The 21011-nt window shown below is 66.5% G+C and carries 24 protein-coding genes and 2 tRNA genes; 17 read left to right on the top strand and 9 right to left on the bottom strand.

Annotated elements, in window-relative coordinates:
- Positions 1-20 precede the first annotated feature (20 nt).
- Entirely contained in the window at positions 21-653 is a 633-nt protein-coding gene (locus tag GDI_RS05770; RefSeq protein ID WP_012224353.1) for an arylesterase, read from the bottom strand.
- Between the two features lie 58 nt (positions 654-711).
- On the opposite strand from GDI_RS05770, the gene GDI_RS05765 reads away from it, so the two are divergent.
- Together GDI_RS05765 and GDI_RS05760 are read left to right on the top strand one after the other, a co-directional pair.
- Positions 712-1488 carry an ABC transporter ATP-binding protein gene (locus GDI_RS05765; protein ID WP_012224351.1) on the top strand — a complete coding sequence of 259 codons (777 nt, stop codon included), beginning with the start codon at positions 712-714 and terminating at the stop codon, positions 1486-1488.
- Positions 1485-4079 carry an ABC transporter permease gene (locus tag GDI_RS05760; RefSeq protein ID WP_012224349.1) on the top strand — a complete coding sequence of 865 codons (2595 nt, stop codon included), beginning with the start codon at positions 1485-1487 and terminating at the stop codon, positions 4077-4079. Before GDI_RS05765 ends, GDI_RS05760 begins: the two co-directional genes overlap by 4 nt.
- An 80-nt stretch (positions 4080-4159) precedes the next feature.
- Here the strand turns inward: GDI_RS05760 and GDI_RS05755 are convergent.
- Positions 4160-4235: transfer RNA gene (locus tag GDI_RS05755), tRNA-Ala, on the bottom strand.
- Between the two features lie 120 nt (positions 4236-4355).
- A complete protein-coding gene (locus GDI_RS05750) occupies positions 4356-4994 on the bottom strand; it encodes a Maf family protein (protein ID WP_012554042.1) in 639 nt (212 codons plus the stop codon).
- A 455-nt stretch (positions 4995-5449) separates the two neighbouring features.
- On the opposite strand from GDI_RS05750, the gene hemE reads away from it, so the two are divergent.
- From hemE to GDI_RS05725, 5 genes are all read left to right on the top strand, one after another.
- Entirely contained in the window at positions 5450-6511 is a 1062-nt protein-coding gene (gene hemE, locus GDI_RS05745) for a uroporphyrinogen decarboxylase (RefSeq protein WP_012224346.1), read from the top strand.
- A 2-nt stretch (positions 6512-6513) separates the two neighbouring features.
- A complete protein-coding gene (locus GDI_RS05740) occupies positions 6514-7251 on the top strand; it encodes an HAD family hydrolase (RefSeq protein WP_012224345.1) in 738 nt (245 codons plus the stop codon).
- Positions 7248-7697 (top strand): protoporphyrinogen oxidase HemJ, encoded by a 450-nt coding sequence (gene hemJ / locus GDI_RS05735; protein ID WP_012224344.1) that lies wholly within the window; start codon positions 7248-7250, stop codon positions 7695-7697. Before GDI_RS05740 ends, hemJ begins: the two co-directional genes overlap by 4 nt.
- Positions 7698-7751: 54 nt before the next feature.
- Positions 7752-8630, top strand: a complete 879-nt coding sequence (locus GDI_RS05730) for an aldose 1-epimerase family protein (protein ID WP_012224343.1) — start codon at positions 7752-7754, stop codon at positions 8628-8630.
- 127 nt (positions 8631-8757) lie between these two features.
- Positions 8758-9438: an SOS response-associated peptidase gene (locus GDI_RS05725; RefSeq protein WP_012224342.1), complete on the top strand. Its 681-nt coding sequence runs from the start codon at positions 8758-8760 to the stop codon at positions 9436-9438.
- A gap of 9 nt (positions 9439-9447) precedes the next feature.
- Here GDI_RS05725 and GDI_RS05720 read toward each other — a convergent pair whose 3' ends face one another.
- Together GDI_RS05720 and GDI_RS05715 are read right to left on the bottom strand one after the other, a co-directional pair.
- A complete protein-coding gene (locus tag GDI_RS05720; RefSeq protein ID WP_012224341.1) occupies positions 9448-10590 on the bottom strand; it encodes a winged helix-turn-helix domain-containing protein in 1143 nt (380 codons plus the stop codon).
- 49 nt (positions 10591-10639) lie between these two features.
- Positions 10640-11371, bottom strand: coding sequence for a sulfotransferase family protein (locus tag GDI_RS05715; protein WP_012224339.1), 732 nt, complete (start codon positions 11369-11371; stop codon positions 10640-10642).
- A gap of 456 nt (positions 11372-11827) precedes the next feature.
- Between GDI_RS05715 and GDI_RS05710 the strand changes: the two genes are divergently transcribed.
- The gene (locus tag GDI_RS05710; protein ID WP_012224335.1) at positions 11828-12073 is read left to right on the top strand and encodes a hypothetical protein; all 246 of its coding nucleotides are present in this window, start codon (positions 11828-11830) and stop codon (positions 12071-12073) included.
- A 60-nt stretch (positions 12074-12133) separates the two neighbouring features.
- Here the strand turns inward: GDI_RS05710 and GDI_RS05705 are convergent, their stop codons facing one another.
- From GDI_RS05705 to GDI_RS05695, 3 genes are all read right to left on the bottom strand, one after another.
- The gene (locus GDI_RS05705) at positions 12134-12424 is read right to left on the bottom strand and encodes a hypothetical protein (RefSeq protein ID WP_012554039.1); all 291 of its coding nucleotides are present in this window, start codon (positions 12422-12424) and stop codon (positions 12134-12136) included.
- Positions 12424-12771 carry a DUF3147 family protein gene (locus GDI_RS05700; protein ID WP_041249704.1) on the bottom strand — a complete coding sequence of 116 codons (348 nt, stop codon included), beginning with the start codon at positions 12769-12771 and terminating at the stop codon, positions 12424-12426. Before GDI_RS05700 ends, GDI_RS05705 begins: the two co-directional genes overlap by 1 nt.
- Positions 12772-12890: 119 nt before the next feature.
- Positions 12891-12966: transfer RNA gene (locus GDI_RS05695), tRNA-Ala, on the bottom strand.
- A gap of 199 nt (positions 12967-13165) precedes the next feature.
- Here GDI_RS05695 and GDI_RS05690 point away from each other — a divergent pair.
- Positions 13166-13474, top strand: a complete 309-nt coding sequence (locus GDI_RS05690; protein WP_012554037.1) for a YggT family protein — start codon at positions 13166-13168, stop codon at positions 13472-13474.
- 80 nt (positions 13475-13554) lie between these two features.
- The gene (locus GDI_RS05685) at positions 13555-14010 is read left to right on the top strand and encodes a YjjA family protein (RefSeq protein ID WP_041249316.1); all 456 of its coding nucleotides are present in this window, start codon (positions 13555-13557) and stop codon (positions 14008-14010) included.
- 92 nt (positions 14011-14102) lie between these two features.
- On the opposite strand, the gene GDI_RS05680 is transcribed toward GDI_RS05685, so the two are convergent.
- The gene (locus GDI_RS05680; protein WP_012554035.1) at positions 14103-15152 is read right to left on the bottom strand and encodes an L-idonate 5-dehydrogenase; all 1050 of its coding nucleotides are present in this window, start codon (positions 15150-15152) and stop codon (positions 14103-14105) included.
- 148 nt (positions 15153-15300) lie between these two features.
- Here GDI_RS05680 and GDI_RS05675 point away from each other — a divergent pair, with 148 nt between their 5' ends.
- The 7 genes from GDI_RS05675 to GDI_RS05650 all read left to right on the top strand — a co-directional run bounded on the left by GDI_RS05675 (position 15301) and on the right by GDI_RS05650 (position 20990).
- On the top strand, positions 15301-15858 hold the full coding sequence (locus tag GDI_RS05675) for a heme-degrading domain-containing protein (protein WP_231854227.1): 558 nt from the start codon (positions 15301-15303) through the stop codon (positions 15856-15858).
- Positions 15859-16171: 313 nt separating this feature from the next.
- On the top strand, positions 16172-17176 hold the full coding sequence (locus tag GDI_RS05670) for a Gfo/Idh/MocA family protein (RefSeq protein ID WP_012224321.1): 1005 nt from the start codon (positions 16172-16174) through the stop codon (positions 17174-17176).
- Positions 17173-17415, top strand: a complete 243-nt coding sequence (locus GDI_RS20210; RefSeq protein ID WP_231854371.1) for a hypothetical protein — start codon at positions 17173-17175, stop codon at positions 17413-17415. Before GDI_RS05670 ends, GDI_RS20210 begins: the two co-directional genes overlap by 4 nt.
- Positions 17298-18599, top strand: coding sequence for an MFS transporter (locus GDI_RS05665; protein ID WP_012224318.1), 1302 nt, complete (start codon positions 17298-17300; stop codon positions 18597-18599). The genes GDI_RS20210 and GDI_RS05665 overlap by 118 nt, the downstream gene beginning before the upstream one ends.
- A 63-nt stretch (positions 18600-18662) precedes the next feature.
- The gene (locus GDI_RS05660; RefSeq protein ID WP_049762906.1) at positions 18663-19439 is read left to right on the top strand and encodes a 2-keto-4-pentenoate hydratase; all 777 of its coding nucleotides are present in this window, start codon (positions 18663-18665) and stop codon (positions 19437-19439) included.
- A 50-nt stretch (positions 19440-19489) separates the two neighbouring features.
- Positions 19490-20416: a 2-hydroxyacid dehydrogenase gene (locus tag GDI_RS05655; RefSeq protein ID WP_012224314.1), complete on the top strand. Its 927-nt coding sequence runs from the start codon at positions 19490-19492 to the stop codon at positions 20414-20416.
- A 115-nt stretch (positions 20417-20531) separates the two neighbouring features.
- A complete protein-coding gene (locus GDI_RS05650) occupies positions 20532-20990 on the top strand; it encodes a UPF0262 family protein (protein ID WP_231854226.1) in 459 nt (152 codons plus the stop codon).
- Positions 20991-21011: the final 21 nt, after the last annotated feature.

Raw genomic sequence — 21011 nt, 5'->3', positions numbered from 1 at the left:
CAGGATTCGCAGCCCGCTCGTCAGGACCGCCGCGCATCCTGCGCCAGACGTTCCACCAACGGGGCCAGGCGCTGCACGATGACGCCGACACCGGCCGGATTGGGGTGGATGTGGTCCGGCTGCTCCAGTTCGGGATGCGCCGCCACGCCCTTCAGGAAGAACGGGTCCCACATGATGCCGGGCCGGTGCGACAGCCGGTCGAACACGGCGCGGAAGGACTGGCCGTAGGACGCGCCCATGTTCGGCGGTGCGTACATGCCCGACAGCAGCACCGGCACATGCGCCTGCCGCAACCGGTCGAGAATGGCGGTCAGGTTCCGTTCCATCCGCGCGGGCTCCAGCCCCCGCAGCCCGTCATTGCCGCCCAGTTCCACGATCGCGGCATCGGGCGCATCGCCCAGCGCCCAGTCCAGCCGTGCCAGCGCATCCGCGCTGGTATCGCCCGACACGCCACCATCCAGGATAGTGATGCCGCCCCCCTTTTCGTCCAGCGCCGCCTGCAGGCGCGGCACGAAGCTGTCGGCGTGCGCCAGGCCGTAACCGGCCGTCAGCGAATCCCCCAGCGCCAGGACCCGGATCGGCCGGTCGGCGGCCCGGGCGGGCATCGCGGCCGCCGGCAGCAGGATCAGCCACAGAAAAAGGGCTCGGGCCATCCGGCCGCGCCATGTAGCGTAGCGGGCGCAGGACCACGCAATGTCGGAAGGATAGCGCATGGACGGCGACAGGTTCCCGAACGGACGGCCAGCCCTGGTGGAGGCGGATGACCTGTGGCTGACAGTGCCGGCCCGCCCCGGCAGGGTCAACCCGCGCGACGGCGGGGCGCGGGGTGACGGGGCGCTGACGATCCTGCACGGCGTCAGCCTGCGGGTGGCCGAGGGCGAGGCCGTGGGCCTTGTCGGCCCGTCCGGATCGGGCAAGACGTCGCTGCTGATGCTGCTGGCGGGGCTGGAACGTCCGACGCGGGGCACGATCCGGATCGCCGGCACCCGTCTGGACACGCTGGATGAAAATGCCATGGCCCGCTTCCGCCGCCAAACGACGGGCATCGTCTTCCAGTCCTTCCAGTTGATCCCGACCATGACGGCGCTGGAAAACGTGCTGGTACCGCTGGAACTGGCCGGCCGGTCGGACGGCATGGCGGCTGCCACCGCATCCCTGGACGCGGTCGGGCTGGCGCATCGGCTGGGCCATCTGCCCGCCGAACTCTCGGGCGGCGAGCAGCAGCGCGTGGCCCTGGCCCGGGCATTCGTCACACGGCCGCGCCTGCTGCTGGCCGACGAGCCGACGGGCAATCTCGACACCCGCACCGGGGCGGCGGTGGTGGATCTGCTGTTCAGCCTGCAACGGCAATACGGCACCACGCTGCTGCTGATCACCCATGACACGGCCCTGGCCGCGCGATGCGGCCGCTGCGTGCAGGTGCGCGACGGGCACTTGGAAGACGGGCGCCTGGAATCGGAACAGCCGGCACGGCCGTCCGCGCCGTGATCCGGGACCCCGACCGGAAACCCGTCGCCGCCATGCTCGCCACCCTGCGGCTGGTGGCCCGGCTGGCGCTGCGCGACCTGCGGGGCGGAATCGGCGGCATGCGGATCGTGCTGGCCTGCCTGGCGCTGGGGGTGGCGGCGATCGGCGCGGTGGGCGGCCTGCAGGGCATGATCCATGACGGCATCGCCGGCCAGCAACGCAGCCTGCTGGGCGGCGATCTGTCGATCGAAAGCAGCGATCCGTTTCCCGCCGAGCTCGCCACCTTCGTCACCGCCCACGGCGCGCGGGTCTCGGAAATCCTGCGCATGCGCTCGATGCTCTACGCGCCGGGCGGGCGGATGCTGGTGGAACTCCAGGCCGTCGATGCGGCCTATCCGCTGGTGGGCACGGTCACGATCACGCCGCCCGGCCCCCTGGACCGCGCTCTGGCCGCCCCGGGGACCGTCCCGGCCGCGCTGCTGGCCGATCCGCTGGTGATCGCGCGGCTGGGGCTGGCGCCGGGGGCCGCCGTGCGGGTCGGGTCGGCCCAGTTTCGCATGGCCGGTACGCTGGCCCACACCCCCGACAGCGCGACCACGGTGGTGCTGGCGCCGGCCGTGATGATCGCCCGGCCGGCCCTGGACGCGGCCGGGCTGTTGCAGCCGGGGGCGCTGGTCAACCGGGCGCTGCGCATTGCGCTGGATGGCCCGGACCAAGGACGCGCCGCCCGGGCACAGGCCCTGGCCGGGGCAATCGCGGCCCGCTTTCCCGACCAGGGATGGCGCATCCGTGGCACCGCCGACGCGGCGCCGGCCCTGACCCGGACGATCGACCAGATCGCGCGCTTCCTGCGACTGATCGGCCTGACCGCGCTGCTGCTGGGCGGGCTGGGGGTTTCGGCGGGGGTCACATCATGGCTGGAAGGCCGGGGAGGAACCATTGCCATCCTGCGCTGCCTCGGCGCACCCAGCACGCTGGTCTCGCTGACCTTCGGGCTGCAGATCGCGGTTCTGTGCATCCTCGGCATCGGCGGCGGCATGGTGCTCGCCCTGCTGTTGCCGCCGTTGGCCGTTCATGCGCTCTCCGGCCTGCTGCCGCTGACCGCGACACTGGCACCGCCGGTGCGTCCGGCGCTGCTGGCCGGTCTGTTCGGCGTGCTGGTCGCCCTGCTGTCGGTAATCCTGCCGCTGACGCGGGCCAGCGCGATTCCGCCCGCCGCCCTGTTCCATGACCAGGGGCGGCAGCGGCCGCTGGGGCGGAGCGGGCGCCTTCGTGCGGGACTGGCCATGGCGGCGTGTGCGATCCTGCTGGGCGGGCTGGCGGGACTGCTGGGCGGCGATCGCCTGTTCGTCGCGGGATTCCTCGCCATCGCGCTGGCGGTGGGCGGGGTCCTGGCACTGGCGGGCGGGGCGCTGCGCCGCGTCATGGCGGCCCTGCTGCCCCGCATGGGCACCGATCGCGGGGTGTTGCGGCTGGGCCTGGCCCTGTTCGCCCGCCCGGGTGCGCCGACCGCGCGCTTGATGGTGGCGCTGGGCGCCGGGCTGACCGGCATGGCGACCATCACGCTGGTCGAGGGCGCGATCATGGCCCAGTTGCGCGACCAGATGCCGCGCAACGCCCCGGCCTTCTATTTCGTCGACATCCAGCCCGCCGACCTGGACCGGTTCGATACCCTGGCGCGGTCCCAGCCTTCGGTGCGCGCCATCCAGCAGGTGCCGTCGATGCGCACCCGGATCGTCGCGGTCAACGGCGTGCCGGCCGAACGGGTCGCGGCGACGCCACAGACGCAATGGGCGCTGCGGGGCGACCACGGACTGACGCTGTCGGCAATGCCCCCGCCGGGCACCCAACTGGCCGAGGGCACATGGTGGCCGGCCGATTATGACGGGCCGCCCCTGCTGTCGCTGGATGCCGGGCTGGCTCAGGGGTGGGGGGTACGGATCGGATCGGTGATCCGGCTGAACGTGCTGGGCCGGTCGATCGACGTCCGGGTGGCCAATCTGCGCCGCGTCGCCTGGCGGTCCCTGCAACTCAACTTCGCCTTCGTGGTGTCGCCGGGCCTGTTGTCCCATGCGCCGCATACCTTCGTCGCCACGCTGGCCACCGATGGCCGGGCGGATCGGGACGCCGCCGTGCTGGCCGCGATCACCGACGCGCTGCCCGGCGTGACCGGCATCCGGGTGGCCGACGTGCTGGCCGAGCTGGGGACGCTGGTGGGCCGGCTGGCCGCCGCCCTGACCGCCGCGTCCTCGATCATCCTGATGTCGGGCGGGCTGGTGCTGGCGGCGACGCTGGCGGCGGGGTGGCGGCAGCGCGTCACCACCGCCGCCACCCTGCGCGCGCTGGGTGCCGATTCGGGGCAGATCCGCACGATCTGGCTGGTCGAATTCACCCTGCTGGGGTTCACGGCCGGCCTGGCCGCCACGATCCTGGGAACGCTGATTGCCTGGCTGGTGACGCGCACGGTACTGCAGATGCCCTGGACCGCCGACTGGACGGCCCTGATCGGCACGATGGCGGGAACGCTGCTGGTGACGACGCTGTGCGGCATGGTGGTCTGGCGCCGCACCTTGCGGCAGGCGGTTCGCAGCACGCGGGGACGAAGCACATAATGCGGCACGCCGCTATCGGGGAGTCCCGATACCGGCCGATGCCGCGATCACCATGTCCGAAAGAAAACAGGCGGAGGAACTGGTGGAGCCAATCGGAATCGAACCGACGACCTCCTGAATGCCATTCAGGCGCTCTCCCAACTGAGCTATGGCCCCGCCGGCACTGGCGCCGTCATCCGACGCCGTGCGAGTGCGCGGGGTATAACCGTGGGTCGGACGCTTGGCAAGCCCCGGGGGTGATATTTTTGGAAGGGCAGGTCAGGCTGTGTCCTTGTCTCAGGAAAGGACAACACCATGCTGGCGCAGGAACCCCAGCAGCGGCAGCAGAGGCAGGCCAAGAATGGCGGCGTGCTCACCCACGATGCCGTCGAACAGGTGAACCCCGCATCCTTCCAACCGATAGGCTCCGACCGAGGACAGGATCGCGTCGCCCTCGATGTCGAGATACGCGTCCAGGAACGCTTCGGAAAACGGGCGCATCGTCAGTTCGGGCCGCGCGACGTGGCGCCAGATCACCTGCCCGTCGCGCATGACCACGACCGCGCTGTGCAGCACGTGCATCCGTCCGCGCAGCCGCCATAACTGCGCCCGCGCGGCCTGGCGGTCGGCCGGCTTTTCGAACCATTCGCCCTCGCAGGACAGGATCTGGTCGGCCCCGATCACCACGCAGCCGGGATCGCGAATGCGCCCGCCCTTCAGTTCGGCTAGCAGCAGGGCGCAGGAATCGGGCGACAGGCCCGCCGCCCGGGCCGATTCCCGGACCCCGTCCTCATCCACGCGGGCGGGGCGGCATTCGACGCATAATCCCGCCTGTTCCAACAGGATACGGCGCGTGGCGGACTGGCTGGCCAGTACTATCAGGGGCGACTCGGCCTGTAGAGGTCCGCCCGGTAGTACTAATGACGAGTCGCTCATGCGCTGGCTCTCCGTACTCGAAAAATGAAACCCTGTGTCCGGCCCGAACGAGTACTGGGGTACATGGGGATAGTACTCCAGACACTTCTTGAGCGTACCGAGTACCGTGGACAACATCCCCGGACGCCGACACGGTGGGTTGTACACAGCCCCTTGTCGGCAGTTTCGGGATAACTCCGATAAGCGGTTGAAGATCAGGCTTATAGAAACTGTACACCCTGTGGGAAAGACGGGGTACGTTTTTGGAAACGTGGGTACCCCGCCATCCACAGGCCCTATCTCCCTCTCCAGGATTTCTTTCTTCTTATTTCATGTTTAGAGGTGGGTCCCGAAATCCGGTGACGGCGTACCGGACCTTGGCGCGTGGTCCTGTCATCCTCGATGAAAGTACGGGATATTCCCGTGAGTGAACGGGATCGAACGACCATGGCTGAAACCACGATGACGGGCAGGCGATGACGGATACAGGCAAACCCCTTCTGCGGGTCCTTCAGGGCGAGGCCGTATGGCCCCCGCCGATCTGGCTGATGCGTCAGGCCGGACGGTACCTGCCGGAATTCCGTGCCCTGCGCGACCAGGCCGATTTCATCACCCGATGCATGACGCCCGACCTGGCGACGGAAATCACGCTGCAACCGATCCGGCGCTACGCCATGGACGGGGCGATCCTGTTTTCCGACATTTTGATCCTGCCATGGGCGATGGGCCAGTCGCTGGATTTCGTGGCCGGCAAGGGACCCATCCTGGGCGCCATCCGCAGCGAGGCCGACCTGGCGCGGCTGGACCCGAAGCGCGTGCCCGACGCGACGGCCCCGGTGATGGAAACCCTGAGCCGCCTGCGCGCGATTCTGGATGGGCCCGATCCGATCGGCGCGGCCCAGGGCGGGCGCGTCACCCTGCTGGGCTTCGCAGGCGCGCCCTTCACCGTGGCGTGCTACATGGTCGAGGGCCATGGCTCGCGTGAATTCGATGCCACGCGCGGCATGGCCTATTCCGATCCGCTGCTGTTCGACCGGCTGATGGCGACGCTGACCCAGGCCACCGCCGACATGCTGGTCGCGCAGATCGACGCGGGGGCCGAGGCCGTGATGCTGTTCGACAGCTGGTCCGGCCTGCTGCCGCCGGCGCAGTTCCGCCGCCACGTCATCGCCCCGACCCGCGCCATCGTGCAGGAGATCCAGGCCCGCCGCCCCGGCGTGCCGGTCATCGGCTTTCCGCGCCTGGCCGGGATCATGGCGGCGGAATATGCGCGCGAGACCGGCCTGCGTGTCATGGCGCTGGATACCGGCGCCGACATGGCGGCGATGGCCGGCCTGCTGCCGCCCGGCATGACGGTGCAGGGCAACCTGGACCCGCTGCTGCTGCTGGCGGGCGGCGATGCCATGGCGCAGGAAGCCCGCGCCATTCGCGATGCGATGAAAGGGCGGCCGCACGTCTTCAATCTCGGCCACGGCGTGGTGCCCCCGACGCCGCCCGAACATGTCGGTGATCTTGTGCGCACCGTCAGGGAGGTCTGAGCATGGAGCCCGGAACATCATGGCCCGCGGCGACGCTGCCCCGGTCGGTCCGGCCGGACGGCCGGCTGCGGCTGGTCATCTTCGATTGCGACGGCGTGCTGATCGACAGCGAGGGCCCGTCCTGCCGTGTCGTGGCACGGGAACTGCGCCAGATCGGCGTCGAACTGGATGACGAAGCGGCGGTGGAACGCCTGGCCGGACGGGCCCTGACGCGGATCAAGACCGAAATGGAGGCCGAAACCGGCCGCGTGCTGCCCGATGACTGGGCGGCGGTGGTGCAGCAGAAGCTGGTCGAACTGATGCAGCGGGAGGCCCGCGTCATCGATGGCGCGCACGGCATGCTGACGGCGGTGATCGGCCTCGACCTGCCGGTGCGGGTCGGTTCCAACTCCTCGATCGCTGAGATGGACGTGAAATTCGCCCGGACCGGGCTGGATCGCTTCGTCGCCGACCGGATTCACTCGGCGCGCGACATGGGCAAGCCGAAGCCCGATCCGGCCGTCTACCTGCATGCCGCCGAAATCGAAGGCGTTGCCCCGGACGAATGCATCGTCCTGGAAGATACCGACACCGGCGCCAGCGCCGCCCGGGCGGCCGGCATGGCCTGCGTGCTGCTGCGCCCGCTGGACCTGCCGGCGCCCGACTGGCCGGGGCTGTTCCGTATCGCGCATCTGTCCGAATTCGCGCCGTTGCTGGAACGGATCCTGGCGGCGCAGGCATCAGGCGGAACACGGTCTTGATCCTGGGTTTCCTGCCCTGGCTGGCATGGTTCAAGGCGCTGCATGTGATGTCGCTGATCGCATGGATGGCCGGCCTGTTCTACCTGCCGCGCCTGTTCGTCTATCACTGCCAGGTGGACCCTGCATCGGCCGAGAGTGCCCGCTTCAAGGTGATGGAACGCAAGCTGCTGCGACAGATCATGACGCCCGCCATGCTCTGCACCTTCCTGTTCGGCATCCTGCTGGCGCTGACGCCGGGTACCGTCGATTGGCATGCCGGCTGGTGGTACACCAAAATTGCCGCCGTACTGGGCCTGGCGGGTTTTCATGGCGCCTGCGCCGGCTGGCGGCGGGGGTTCGAGCAGGACCGTAATACGCGATCCGAAAAATTTTACCGTGCGGCTAACGAAATTCCGACCGTGCTGATGATGGTCGTCGTTATCATGGTGATTGTTCGTCCCTTTTGAAGGGGTTCTCCTTCTTCAGAAAAAAGAAGGGAGAACGCCACGCAGGAGGATGGAATGACAGATCATGTATTCAGCTCCGACCGGTTGAGCGTCCGGGTCGCCGAACACGGGGCGGAACTTCAATCCCTGACCGACGCATCGGGCCAGGAACGGATCTGGGCGGGCCTGCCGGCATGGCCGCGTCATTCGCCGGTTCTGTTTCCCATCGTCGGCCGGTTGAAGGACGACACGGCCTGGATCGACGGCCGCCCCTTTCACATGACCCAGCACGGTTTCGCCCGCGACCGGGCCTTTCGCTGGCTGGACCGGAAGGCCGACGGCTGCGCGCTGATCCTGACGGATGATGCCGAGAGCCAGGCCGTCTTTCCCTTTCGCTTTGCCCTGACGCTGGAATACCGGGCCGAGGGCGACAGGCTTCATGTCGGCTACAGGCTGCAGAATCCCGACACCGGACGGACGCTGCCGGCCTCGCTGGGCGCGCATCCGGCCTTTGTCTGGCCGCAGCGCGCAGGCGTGGCCAAGCGGGATCATGTCCTGGAATTCGACCGGCCCGAACCGGCGCCGATCCGCCGGATCGCGAATGGATTGCTGCTGCCGGAACATTTCGCGTCACCGATCGTCGGGCGTACCCTTCATCTGTCCGAGGACCTGTTCGCGGACGATGCCATCATCCTGGATGCGCCGGCCAGCAACCAGGTCCGTTTCCGTGCGCCGGATGGCACGGGATTGGCCATGGAATGGCAGGGCTTTCGCGAGCTGGGACTCTGGATGAAGCCCGGGGCGGATTTCCTGTGTATCGAACCCTGGCACGGGTTTGCGACACCGGTGGATTTTTCAGGTGATTTCGATACAAAGCCGGGCCTGATCCATATCCCGCCGGGTGGGGAATGGCGTGGATCGTGGTCGATGACGGCCGAGTACGCCTCGTCTTAGGGAAAGGCCGGGCTCTGCCCGGACCCGGCAGGGCATGATGCCCTGCACCCCAGACGAATGGGTTTCCATAGGGGCAGGTTCAAGGACAGGGTTTTTACCTATCTCTTTCGATAGAAAGCCGGGTTTCATGTGCGGACGTTTCGCCAACGACCTGCCGAAGGATCTGATGCAGCGGATCTTCCGGACCACCGGACCGGCGCCGGAATGGATGCCGTCATGGAATATCGCGCCCAGACAGCCCGCGATGGTGGTTCGCCGCCATCCGGCCAGCGAAACATTGCGTCTGGACCTTCTGCTTTGGGGATTGGTGCCGAACTGGGCGCATGAGATGGGGCGGCAGCCGATCAACGCGCGTGCCGAAACCGTGGCGGAGTCCGGGATGTTTCGCGCGGCGTTCCGCTCGCGCCGGTGTTTGGTTCCAGCCACGGCCTATTACGAATGGCGTGCCGGCCCCACACCCCGGCAACCCTATGCCTTCGCGCGGCGCGACGGCGCCCCGATGGCCCTGGCCGCGGTGTGGGAATCCTGGGAGCATGAGGGCGATATCCTGCGCAGCTTCGCCATCATCACCACGCGCGCCAATGACAGTGCCCGCCCCATCCACGATCGCATGCCCGTCGTGATCGCGGACCAGGATCGTGACATGTGGTTTCACGCGCCGCCCATGGTCGCGTCCACCCTACTGGCGCCCAGCCCCGATGCAGTGCTGCATGCCTGGCCGGTCGGAACGCGGGTCAATTCCGTGCGCAATGACGGCCCCGACCTGATCGCCCCCATGCCGGACGGCGCGCCGTCCGGGCCGTGCTGACGATGCGTGTCATTCCGTGGGGAACTGGAACCGTTCGAACCGGTGCAGCATGTCTTCGATCCGGCCCTTGTGGGCGTCCGAACCGGGACCGATCCAGGTCCATTGCTGAATCTGCAGGCTGCGGCGCCGCCGATCGGCCTTGAGGTCGATCGCCGCCACGATCGTGTCGCCGACCAGGACGGGCAGGGCAAAATAGCCGAAGACCCGTTTTGCCTTGGGCACATAGGCCTCGAACCGGTGATCGTAGCCGAACATCTGCCGCAGTCTCCGGCGCTGGATGATCAGCGGATCGAAGGGGGACAGGATGTGAACCGGCGCGTGGTCCATGGGGGGCAGGGGGGCTAGGTCCTCGGGGCGGGCCCAGTGTCCGGTCCTGCCCGCATCCTCCAGGGCGACCGGCACCAGGTGGTTCCGGCGCACCCGGTCTTCGATGACCTGGCGGATACCGGCCTTGCGTGGTGCATCCAGGTGACAGATGGACTCCAGGCTGACGACCCCTTGTGACCGCAGGGCGCGGTCCAGCAGGTAATCCAGGGTCCGTCGTTCCGATACCGGCCGGGGCGGGGTCTCCCAGCCGAAATGGCGGTTTGTCAGCTCATAGGTCTTCAGCATGCCCGCTCGCGCGCTGACGGCCAGGGCACCGGTCAGGAAGGCCAGTTGCAGGGCGCGTTTCGAGGGCTTCCGGCTGGCCCAGGCATGATCTTTCTCGACCAGCACGTCGTCGTCGATATCGCGGATCGACAGCGCGCCGTCCCGGCGTACGCGGGCCAGGACCTTGCGCAGATCCTCCGGCGTAACGGTATCGAACCAGCTTCCGGGTGACTGCCGCCTCTGCCGCATATCCGCCAGGAAGAACCGCAGGTCCCGGGTGGGAACGTAGGACAGGGCGTGCGTCCAGTATTCAAAGACGGTCTTGTCGATGCTCTGCGCCTGGTGCAGATGTTCGCGCCGGTAATCCGGGATGCGTGACCACAGGATATGATGATGGCAGCGTTCGATGACGTTGATCGTATCGATCTGCACATAGCCCAGATGTTCCACGGCCCGGCGCGTGGCGTCCGGCCCGCTGCCGAAGGGTGCTGGTTCGTCCAGTCGTTGGGCGTGCAGCCAGATGCGCCGGGCCTGGGCCCGGGTCAGCGGATGGGGAGACATGGAGGGTGTTATCTTCTTTTGTCTTGCGAAAAAGAAGAGGAAAGCGGGACTATCGCCCGTCGAACAGCGCGAAATCCGCGCGATAGAAAGCGCGGATCCGCTCCTGCTGCCGGTCCGTCAGGGTCAGGGGATAGGAGCGGCTTTCGTTCAGATGCGGCAGGCGCAGCGTACGCAGTTCCGGTACGCGATCGGGCAGGTGCGAGATATCGCGCAGGTCCGTGATGTACCAGGATTGCGGGCGGAAGATATGGTCGATGTGATAGAGCGAGCGCGCCTGCTCCAGATGATCCAGCGCGTCGTCGACCGAACCGAACCGCATATAGCGGTCGCGAAAGGGCGGTGCGACGTTGCGGTGCCGGCTGCCGCCATCGCGCGCATAGCGATAGGCCGAGGCGAACCGTTCCACCGGGTCCCGCAGGATGGCGACGCTGGGCAGCGTCCTGGCCAGACGCGGCGCGACGTCGAGGAACAGGCGCATCGATTCATGCGACAGCGCCCGGCCATACAGCGCGGTGGCAACCGAGGTCCCCGCGTTCTTCGGCACGTGGATGAACAGGATGCCGCGCCGGGCGATCACGTCGATGCGTTCCTGCCGTTTGGTGCCCAGAGGCAGGCGGACGCCGATTTCCGATGCCCATTCGTGAAGGTCGGTCTGTAGCCGGAACCCCATCAGCCGCGTGACATGGCCGAACAGCGGCAAGGCCGGTCCGGTCGCCTGAGACCGGCGAGCGGCACTTTCTCCTTGTTGCAGCGCGAGAGCGGCCTTGGGGGAGGTGGGCATGCTTCTCTCCAAACCGCGCGAAACGGAGGTGGTCCCGGCAGGACATGATGGAATGAAGTCAAGCCATAACAGAAAAAAAGATTTTAATACTCGAAACAATAACCATGTTACATTATGAAATTCCGAGCGTTACATTTGAAACATGACATGATCTGACGTAAATATATAAACTGAATGATATTGTATATGTCATTATGATTTTGTTATTTATCCGTTTATAGGCATGGAATAGTCGTTTCAGACTGTCTTGTGGCGAAGCGCCGCTCATCGCGTGCCACGGTATCGAAAGATTCCCCACTCACCATAAAATAATATCTTGCAATTCATTCATGGATGAATGCCAATAAGGTAATTGAAAGAAAGAGGACGAACAGTCCCGATGCCCCTTGGTCGCCTTGAACGCCGCACGGCAGAACCGTGTCCCGTCCAATTAAGGATAAGCGTCAGTGGGGGGTCATGATGAACGATAGCCATAATCAGTCCCTGGAGGCGCACGTCGCCCTCCTGGAAAGTCGTGTCGCGACAATATCGTCGTGCCTCGACCGCTATCCCCTGTCGGAGATGGGACGTCGCATTGGCCTGCTGACCCAGGTCATGCATGGAATGGCCGGGACGCTGCGCCAGCTTGTCGCAAAGCACCGGGACGCGTCGATGATGGGCGGGACGGTACATCCGCGCCGGCGCGCGGCGTCCCGCCCCTGAAGCGGGTAGCCGCTTCGGGACGAGACGCCGGATCGCTGGGTGGTGGTGCTGCTGCCCCGGCTATTTGCCGCGGGGGGCACCCGGTTTGGCGACGCGGCCGGCCACGTCGGTGTCGCGGAGGTCCAGCAGCCGATCGGTGCCGGTCTTCGTCGAGCTCTTGGCGTAATGCGCGGCGCCGTAATGCGGGGCCTTGTGCCGGCCCGGGGTGTGTTTGTGGGGGTGGCCTTTGGATGACATGACTGCCTCCTGGTTGACCATCGACACATGGTCGTCCGGTCCGGATTGGCCAGGATGCGCCGCCATCACGATCGCGGGAAGTGGAACGGGGCCGAACTCGAGTGGGTCCGGCATCACAGGCTGACGCCGATCTTCGGGGCCAGCCACGCCATGCCCAGATACAGCAGGACCGTCAGGCCGCATCCCAGCCCGAGCGCCATGTAGAACTGCACGCCATGGCGCATCATCCACGGAATCAGCAGGAACATGGGCAGGGACGGGATCACGTACCAGAAGGTCGCGCCGACATGGGATTCCATCCGGACCGGGTCCTTTGTCTCCAGCCACAGCCAGATCATGCCGAATACCGAGATCAGGGGCAGGGACGCCACCAGGGCGCCCAGCCCCGGATAACGCCGCGCGATGGTCGAGACGAGCGCGATCAGGAGGCCGGATAGCGCGGCCTTCAGAATGAAGAATATCATGGACCGTCCTTCAGGCATCGCGTCCCGCTGATGCCCGGAACGATAGTCTCCGTTCTTTTTCGTCAGAAAAAGAAGAAATTATCTTCCAATGATTTTCTGTGAAGATTGTCGGCCAGTGGTGGAGCTGAGGGGAATCGAACCCCTGACCTCCTCATTGCGAACGAGGCGCTCTCCCAACTGAGCTACAGCCCCACTGCCTGACGGGGTGGATAAATAACGGGCGCCCGGCGTTTGTCAAGCGGCGATCAAAGCGGGGACGGTACGGGGTCGCGCCCGATTCCGGGCGGGGTTTCGGGTCGGTCCGCGGGGCACCGTCGCGGGCGGGGGCGGTGTTGTGCGGCTGGTCCGGCTTCGGTAGGATTCCGCCCTGCCACCGACGGGGAACGCTATCTTGCTCACGCTTGTCTTCAGCCTGCTGCTTCAAGCCATCAGACTGTATACGTGGGTGATCATTCTCTCCTGCGTGTTCAGTTTTCTCTACGGTTTCGGCGTCCTGGACACGCGCAACCCGATCGTGTGGAACATCGGGCGCTTTCTCAATCGCCTGACCGAGCCGGTCCTGCGGCCGATCCGAAATATCCTGCCGGTCATGGGCAACATGGATTTCAGTCCGCTGGTCCTGTTGCTGCTGATTCAGTATGTGCTGATCCCGTTGGTCCGGCAGCTTTACTATACGTTGGTCTTTAACGCGCCACTCTGACCGGATGTGATATCGCCCATCATCGTCTGGACAGAATGGCGGCCCATGCTTGCGACGACAACAGGAATAGGACCCGAAACATGACCCGTCATTTCGCGACCCTGTCGCTTGCAGCGGCCCTTTCGGTGGCCTCCGTCGCCTCCCTTTCGGCGGCGCGCGCCCAGATGCCGACGATGCCCGGCATGCCCGGGGGCAGCATGTCCGGCATGGCCATGGGCGGCGGCAGTGGCGTGGGGATGATGGGCCTGCCGTCCGTGTCGTCCGCCGGTCCCAGCAACCTGGCCGGTCTTCTGGGCTTCTGCGTGCAGAACAATTACCTGGGGGCCAGCGCCGCGTCTCCGGTCATGAGCAGCCTGGGGCAGAAGGCCGGCATCAACGGCCAGGGCGACAGCCAGTACCAGGCGGGGCAGAACGGCATCCTGAACACGGGAAATGGCGGCACGTTCTCGCTGGCCGGCGCGGGACAGGGTATCAAGCAGCAGATGACGCAGAAAATCTGCAACATGGTGCTCAGCCGCGCCCAGTCGATACTGTAATGTAATACGGTTCGGGCCCTGCCCGAACGGGGCAGGGGCCTCGGTCCTTGCATCACAATTCGGTGATAAGACAGGGGCAAAGCCCCTGATCCCTATCCCCCGATTTCAAGCATGACCTTGGATGCGGCCTGCCGGTTCGACGATGCGTCGAAGGCCGCCGCGTAGGCGTCGAACGCGAATTCATGGGTCACCAGCCCGTCCGCGATCTGCGGATGGGCGGCCAGCAGATCCAGTGCCTCGGCGAATTCGGCGTCGAAGCGGAACGTACCGCGCAGGTCCAGTTCGCGGGCGATGATCTGCGCCATCGGCACTTCGATAGTCCCGGGCGGAAACATGCCGACCTGCACCAGGACACCACCACGCCGCGTGTGGGCGATGGCGAACGGCAGGGCCGCGACGACGCCCGTGGCTTCGAACACGATGTCGAATTCCTCGTCGCGGGAGGCGTCCGGCGCGGGCGCGCCGGTATTCCACGTCTCGGTCGCGCCCAGGCGGCGGGCCACCGACAGCGGGAAATCATGCAGGTCCGCCGCGACGATCCGCGCGGCGCCCCGTACCGCCAGTCCCGCGACGATCAACGCCCCGATCGGGCCGGCCCCCTGGACCAGAACCGATTTGCCCGCGCACGACCCGGCGCGGGCAATCGCGTGCAGCGCCACCGCGAACGGTTCGGCCAGCGCGGCGCGGCGCAGGTCCAGCCCAGGCGGCAGGCGGTGCAATTGCGACGCCGCCACGGTCATCGTGCGGCGGAATCCGCCCTGCGTGTGCGGCAGATAGGCCGCGCTGCCGAAGAACCGCATGTTGCGGCACAGGTTATGCAGCCCGCGTCGGCATTCGGGGCATGTCCCGCACGGTTTGGCCGGATGGATGGCCACCGGCTCTCCCGCTTGCCATCCGTGGACGTCGGGGCCGCAGGCTTCGACGGTGCCCGAGACCTCGTGCCCCAGCACCATCGGTTCCCGCAGGACCGACGCGCCGACCCCGCCATGGCGCAGATAATGCATGTCGGACCCACATATTCCACCCCAGGCGATGCGGACACGCACCTCGCCCGGGCCGGGCGGCGGGGTCGCGATCCTGTCCATCCGCAGGTCGCCCTTGCCGTGAATGACCAGCGCATCGTGGGTCGAAAGATCTGTCATGTTGGTATCCCGCACAGGAATGGGACTTTTGAAACAGTCCTTTATCGGTCGGGCTGGTGGGATCGAAATCACGATAAAGTAATTCCCCATTGGGATCGTATGGCCGATGATACCGTTCACATTCCCCAGGCCGAATATCGGGGAACGCATGAACGGAGGACGAGGCATCATGGCGGAACAGGCAGGGGCAGGGATTATCAGGTCGGACGATCCGGCGCTGGCGCGCGATCTGGAACGGATCGCCCGGCAGGAGCGCGAACTGATCCTGCCGGGCCTGACCGAGGAAGACGCGTGGATCATGGGCTGCTGGCTGCGCCAGACAGCCAATGAGCGCCGGCATCCGATCGCGATCGACATCCGCCGGGGTGGCCACACGCTGTTCAGCGCCAGCCTGGACGGGGCGACGCCGGACAATCTGGGTTGGATCGCGCGCAAGGCCCGCGTGGCGGCGCGCTTCCACCGGTCCTCGTACGCGGTGGGCCTGCAGCTTCTCCAGGAAGGCAAGACCATCGCCGAGCGGTTCGGCCTGCCCGAGGCCGAGTACGCCCCCTTCGGCGGGGCGTTCCCCCTGCGCGTGCGCGGGGTGGGGGTGGTCGGCACGCTATGCGTCTCCGGCCTGCCGCAGCGCGAGGACCATCGGCTGGTGGTGGAGGCCCTGGCGACCTTCATCGACGTGCCGCTGGATACGATTCAGATACCATCCTGAAAAAGACTGAATAATTTTGCACTGCACAAATACGAATTTGTGAACCGGTTGGGGGTGGCGCGCTCTTGCGGGGCTGGTGACGATGGCCTCTATGATCGAATCTCGTATCCTGTCGGGACCAGCGGACGCGCTGCCTGGCAGGGGCGGATTGTCAGGATAGCCGACCGTCATGGCGGGGTAAGCCGAGGGACCATCGTTCCATCCGGACAGACCCGTTCCGCCGCGCGGTATTCTGCCGGTCGCTCATCCGGGTCTTTACGACAATCAATAATACGAACAAGGACCGGGGCCTGGTGCCTCGAAGGAGGACGGTATGACGCATCCGACCGGATGGGGTCTGATAGGGGCAAGCAACGTCGCGCGGGAGTGGATCATCGACGCGATCCGCGCCCAGCCCGGCAGCGACGTGCGCGGAGTGCTCAGCAGCGATGCCGGGCGCGGTGCGGCGTTCGCCGAGGCCAACGGCATCGCCTATCACACGACGTCCCTTCAGGACCTGCTGTCCAGGCCGGACATCGACGCGGTCTATATCAGTACCAACAACCGCCTGCATTTCGAACAGACCATCGCCGCCGCGCGGGCGGGCAAGCATGTCATGTGCGAAAAGCCGCTGGCCCTGTCGGTCGATGACGCGAGCGAGATGGTGCGCGTCTGCCGCCAGTCCAACGTCGTGCTGGGAACCAACCACCATCTGCGCAATGCCGCGACCCACATGGCCATCCATGGCCTGATCGAGGACGGGCGGATCGGCGGCCTGATCGCGGCCCGGTTGTTTCACGCCAATTTCCTGGCCGCCGCGCTGCAGGGATGGCGCGTCAACGACCAGGGTGGCGGGGTGATCCTGGACAGCACGATCCACGATATCGACACGCTGCGTTTCCTGTTCGATGAAAACCCCGTCAGCGTCTTCGCCATGACGCAGAGCGGGCGCCTGGCGCAGGACGGGATCGAGGACGGCATCATGGCCGTCCTGCGCTTTCCCGGCGATGTCCTGGTGCAGATTCATGGCGGATATACCACGCCATTTTCACCGGGCGGCGTGGAGATCATGGGCGAGCGCGGCATCATCATCGGCCGCGATTGCATGAGCCAGCGGCCCATCGGCACCGTATCGGTGCGCGACGGCGAGGGCGAACATGACATACCGTTGAAGCATCATAACCTTTATCATCGCGCCTTCGCCCTGTTCACCGCCGCCATCCATGGTGACGGCCGTCCCGCCGCCACGGGCGAGGACGGTGTGGCATCGCTGGGTATTGCGCTGGCCCTGCGTGAATCCGCCCGCACCGGACGTGAAATCGGGATCAACCTGCCATGAAACAGCCAGTTCTCGCCGGGGTGGCCCAGGCAGGCGTCCCCCCGGGCCGGTCCCGCACGCCGAACCGCGAGATGGAGCTGTCGCGCCCCGAGGTCACCACGGCCGACCTGCGCCGCGCGGCCTGGACCAGTTCGCTGGGCAGTGCGCTGGAATATTACGATTTTGCCTTGTACAGCCTGGCGGCGGCCTGGTCTTCGGGCCGCTGTTCTTCCCGCACCAGGGGACCAGCATCGGGCTGATCGCCAGTTTCGCGACCTATTTCCTGGGGTTTGCCGTTCGCCCCATCGGCGGAATCCTGTTCGGCATGGTGGGCGACCGGTTCGGGCGCAAGCTCGTCCTGCTGCTGACGGTGACGCTGATGGGCGGTGCCAGCACCGCCATCGGCCTGGTTCCCACCTATCAGACCATCGGTATCTGGGCGCCGATCCTGCTGATCGTGCTGCGCCTGTTGCAGGGTCTGGGCGCGGGGGCGGAGCAGGCGGGTGCGGCCGTGCTGATGACGGAATATGCCCCCAAGGGCAGGCGGGGTTTCTATGCCGCCCTGCCGTTCCTGGGCATCCAGATCGGGACCGTGATCGCCGCCATCGTCTATTTCGCGCTGCTGTTCCACGTGACCAATGTACTGCAGAGCTGGCTGTGGCGCCTGCCGTTCCTGCTGAGTTCCGTCATCCTGATCATCGCGCTTTATATGCGATTCAACCTCAAGGAATCGCCGGCTTTCGCGGAAATCGAGGAAGAGGAACATGCCCGGGCCATGTCCCTGCCCGAAGTGGTCCGGGAATCGTGGAAGACGATCCTGCTGGGCATGGGCCTGCGCATGGCCGAGAATGGCGGATCTTCGATCTATCAGGTCCTGGCCGTCAGTTATTCGGTCAATGTCGTGGGTATGCGCAATGCGACCGGCGCGCTGTCGCTGCTGTGCGCCGCGATCGTGGGGGCTTTCGTGGTGCCGGCCGCCGGCCTGCTCAGCGACCGGTTCGGGCGCATTCCCGTCTATCGCGGGTTCGCCATCCTGCAGATGCTGGCCGCCCTTCCGGTCTGGTACGCGCTCAGCTTCGGCTATCTGCCGCTGACGATCGCGGCGCTGTCGCTGGCGCTGGGCTGTGCCACCTGGGGCATGTTCGGTACCCAGGGCGCGCTGCTGCCGGAAATGTTCGGGTCCCGCCATCGGTATCTGGGCGTTTCCCTGACGCGTGAGGTTTCGGCCGTGCTGTCCGGCGGTATCGCGCCGCTGGTCGGGTCCGTGATTATCGCGGTGGTGACCAGCCACGATGCCGGTGCGGCCCGTCCCGGCCTGATCGCCTGGGTGCCGCTGGCACTGTATGTGATGGTGCTGGCGGCCATCACGATCGTGACCACGCTGTTCGCCCCCGAACCGCGTGACCGTGATTTGCTGGACCGGCGTGACCTGATCAATAGCTAGGGTGTGGGTCCTCGTTCTTTCTTGAATACAGAAGATTCCATCTTCCCTGGGCAGCACAGGAGCATGTGTGTGACCGTTTCCACCGACCCACTGGTTGATCAACTGACTGAAGCCTTCCTGCGGGTCCGTGCCGGCGCCCCCCCGCTGGCCCACGTGCCCGAAGGGTGCGAGGTTCCCTCGGACGACGTGGCGTATCGGGTGCAGCATGCGACCATGCATGCCATGGGTGACCGGATCGCGGGCTGGAAGGTCGGCGCCCGCACGCCGGATTCCGAACCGTTCGCGGCCCCGATCCTGGCCGCGACCCTGTTCGACGGCGAAACCGTGCTGCCGCCCGGCTTGTGCCGGCTGATCGGCGTCGAGGCCGAAATCGCCTATCGGTTCGGGCACGGCCTGCCGCCGCGCGACGCGCCCTATACGACCGCGGAGGTGTGTGATGCGATCGTGTCGGTCCACACCGCGATCGAAATCATCGATACGCGCTTCGCCACCGCCGGCAGCCAGCCCGCGCTGGACCATCTGGCGGACCAGCAGAGCCACGGCGCCCTGTTCGTCGGCCCGGGGATCACCGACTGGCGGTCCCTGGTACCGGTGGAGGAACGGGTGATCCTGACGGTCGGCGACAAGGTGGTGGACGATCACGTCGGCGGCAATTCGGCCGGCGATCCGATCCGCACCCTGGTGTGGCTGGCGGCGCATGCCGCGCGCTATGCCGGGGGACTGGCCGCCGGCACCATCGTCACCACCGGATCGACCACCGGCACCCTTTTCGTCGAACCCGGCACGCGGGTCAGCGCGACATTCCCGCATCTGGGCACATTGTCGCTGACCTGCGGCTGAGTCCGCCTGCTCATTGGGGCCCATGGCGGGCCCTGAACCGGAGAACATGAATGAAACCCGATATTCTTCTGATCGAGCCGATGATGCCGCAGATCGAGAAGGCCCTCGACGATGCCTATACCGTGCATCGTTTCACCGACGTCGCGGCGCTGGCGGGCGTTGCCGGGTCGATCCGCGGCATCGCGACCGGCGGCGGCAGCGGCGTGCCGGCCGATGTGATGGCGGCCCTGCCTGAACTGGGAATCATCGCGATCAACGGGATCGGGACCGACGCGGTGGATCTGAACGTGGCGCGCCAGCGCGGCATCCGCGTCACGACGACGCCGGGCGTGCTGACCGCCGATGTCGCCGACATGGCGCTGGGCCTGATCCTGATGGCCTGCCGGGGCCTGGGCACCGGCGACCGCTATGTTCGCGCCGGATCGTGGGGCAAGGCCCCGATCGCGCTGGGTCATACGGTGACGGGGCGGAAGCTGGGCATTCTCGGCCTAGGGCAGGTCGGGCGCGCGATCGCGGCCCGGGCGCGGGCGTTCGACATGCCGATCGCCTATCACGATATCCGGGAAATTCCCGAGAGCGGCTATACCTATTTCGCCGACCTGACCGAGCTGGCGCGGGACAGCGACGTGCTGGTCGTGGCGGCGTCCGGCGGCGCGCAGTCGCGCAATATCGTCGACAAGACGGTGCTGGAGGCCCTGGGTCCCGACGGCGTGCTGATCAACGTCGCGCGCGGCACCGTGGTGGACGAGGACGCGCTGGTCGCGGCACTCCAGGCCGGGACACTGGGCGGCGCCGGGCTGGACGTGTTCCAGCATGAACCCCATGTGCCCGATGCGCTGAAGACGATGGACAATGTCGCCTTGCAGCCCCATCGCGCCAGTGCCACGGTGGAAACCCGTCTGGCAATGGGCGACCTAGTCGTTCGCAACCTCGCCGCCTGGTTCGCCGGGCAGTCGCTGCTGACCCCGGTGGTGTAGCATAACGTACCCGGTCCTGCTCCCGCCCCGGGGCCGCCGGGGCAGGAACGGGACAAGGTCCGTGGCCCATCATCCATCGCCTGGCATGTCATCGCTCCCAGACACTGGGCCGCGCATGTTGGCCCATGTCATTCTCGATGACGTCGATGATGGGCTGGGGGCCGGCCGGGTCCGGCGGAACGATGTCGCCCAGGCGATCGCCGACCTGCACCAGACGGCCCGCTTCGTCCCCCAGGGACTGGTCGGGCCGTTCAACCTGCATCTGTCGGTCCAGACCAACGGCCTGATCTTCGATATCCGCAGTGTGCAGGATGTGCCGCTGCGGATCTATCGGGTCTCGCTGACCCCATTCCGCCGCCTGATCAAGGATTACGTCCTGCTGGTCGACAGCTTCGACCAGGCGGTGACCGAGGGGAATACGATGCGCATCCGCGCGATCGATATGGGCCGGCGCGGGCTGCATAATGACGGCGCGGCGCTGATGATCGAACGCCTGCGCGGCAAGATCGACATGGATGAGGAAACGGCCCGGCGGCTGTTCACGCTGGCCTGTATCCTGCAGCAGCGGCGCTGAGAGGTCGGGCTCTGCCCGAAC

The organism is Gluconacetobacter diazotrophicus PA1 5 (assembly GCF_000067045.1).
Lineage (GTDB): Bacteria > Pseudomonadota > Alphaproteobacteria > Acetobacterales > Acetobacteraceae > Gluconacetobacter > Gluconacetobacter diazotrophicus.
Note: the sequence above shows the minus strand (reverse complement) of the source record. Positions and strands in the feature narration are given on the sequence as shown.

Excerpts from the sequence above, each read along its gene's own strand:
- GDI_RS05650 (WP_231854226.1), top strand. The coding sequence starts at position 20,532 with ATGTTGGCCCATGTCATTCTCGATGACGTCGATGATGGGCTGGGGGCC.
- GDI_RS05675 (WP_231854227.1), top strand. The coding sequence starts at position 15,301 with ATGAACGGAGGACGAGGCATCATGGCGGAACAGGCAGGGGCAGGGATT.
- GDI_RS05730 (WP_012224343.1), top strand. The coding sequence starts at position 7,752 with ATGACAGATCATGTATTCAGCTCCGACCGGTTGAGCGTCCGGGTCGCC.
- GDI_RS05660 (WP_049762906.1), top strand. The coding sequence starts at position 18,663 with ATGTGTGTGACCGTTTCCACCGACCCACTGGTTGATCAACTGACTGAA.
- GDI_RS05765 (WP_012224351.1), top strand. The coding sequence starts at position 712 with ATGGACGGCGACAGGTTCCCGAACGGACGGCCAGCCCTGGTGGAGGCG.
- GDI_RS05720 (WP_012224341.1), bottom strand. The coding sequence starts at position 10,590 with ATGTCTCCCCATCCGCTGACCCGGGCCCAGGCCCGGCGCATCTGGCTG.
- GDI_RS05685 (WP_041249316.1), top strand. The coding sequence starts at position 13,555 with ATGACCCGTCATTTCGCGACCCTGTCGCTTGCAGCGGCCCTTTCGGTG.
- GDI_RS05655 (WP_012224314.1), top strand. The coding sequence starts at position 19,490 with ATGAAACCCGATATTCTTCTGATCGAGCCGATGATGCCGCAGATCGAG.
- GDI_RS05715 (WP_012224339.1), bottom strand. The coding sequence starts at position 11,371 with ATGCCCACCTCCCCCAAGGCCGCTCTCGCGCTGCAACAAGGAGAAAGT.
- GDI_RS05680 (WP_012554035.1), bottom strand. The coding sequence starts at position 15,152 with ATGACAGATCTTTCGACCCACGATGCGCTGGTCATTCACGGCAAGGGC.
- GDI_RS05750 (WP_012554042.1), bottom strand. The coding sequence starts at position 4,994 with ATGAGCGACTCGTCATTAGTACTACCGGGCGGACCTCTACAGGCCGAG.
- GDI_RS05705 (WP_012554039.1), bottom strand. The coding sequence starts at position 12,424 with ATGCCGGACCCACTCGAGTTCGGCCCCGTTCCACTTCCCGCGATCGTG.
- hemE (WP_012224346.1), top strand. The coding sequence starts at position 5,450 with ATGACGGATACAGGCAAACCCCTTCTGCGGGTCCTTCAGGGCGAGGCC.
- GDI_RS05740 (WP_012224345.1), top strand. The coding sequence starts at position 6,514 with ATGGAGCCCGGAACATCATGGCCCGCGGCGACGCTGCCCCGGTCGGTC.
- GDI_RS05770 (WP_012224353.1), bottom strand. The coding sequence starts at position 653 with ATGGCCCGAGCCCTTTTTCTGTGGCTGATCCTGCTGCCGGCGGCCGCG.
- GDI_RS05670 (WP_012224321.1), top strand. The coding sequence starts at position 16,172 with ATGACGCATCCGACCGGATGGGGTCTGATAGGGGCAAGCAACGTCGCG.
- GDI_RS05725 (WP_012224342.1), top strand. The coding sequence starts at position 8,758 with ATGTGCGGACGTTTCGCCAACGACCTGCCGAAGGATCTGATGCAGCGG.
- GDI_RS05710 (WP_012224335.1), top strand. The coding sequence starts at position 11,828 with ATGATGAACGATAGCCATAATCAGTCCCTGGAGGCGCACGTCGCCCTC.
- GDI_RS20210 (WP_231854371.1), top strand. The coding sequence starts at position 17,173 with ATGAAACAGCCAGTTCTCGCCGGGGTGGCCCAGGCAGGCGTCCCCCCG.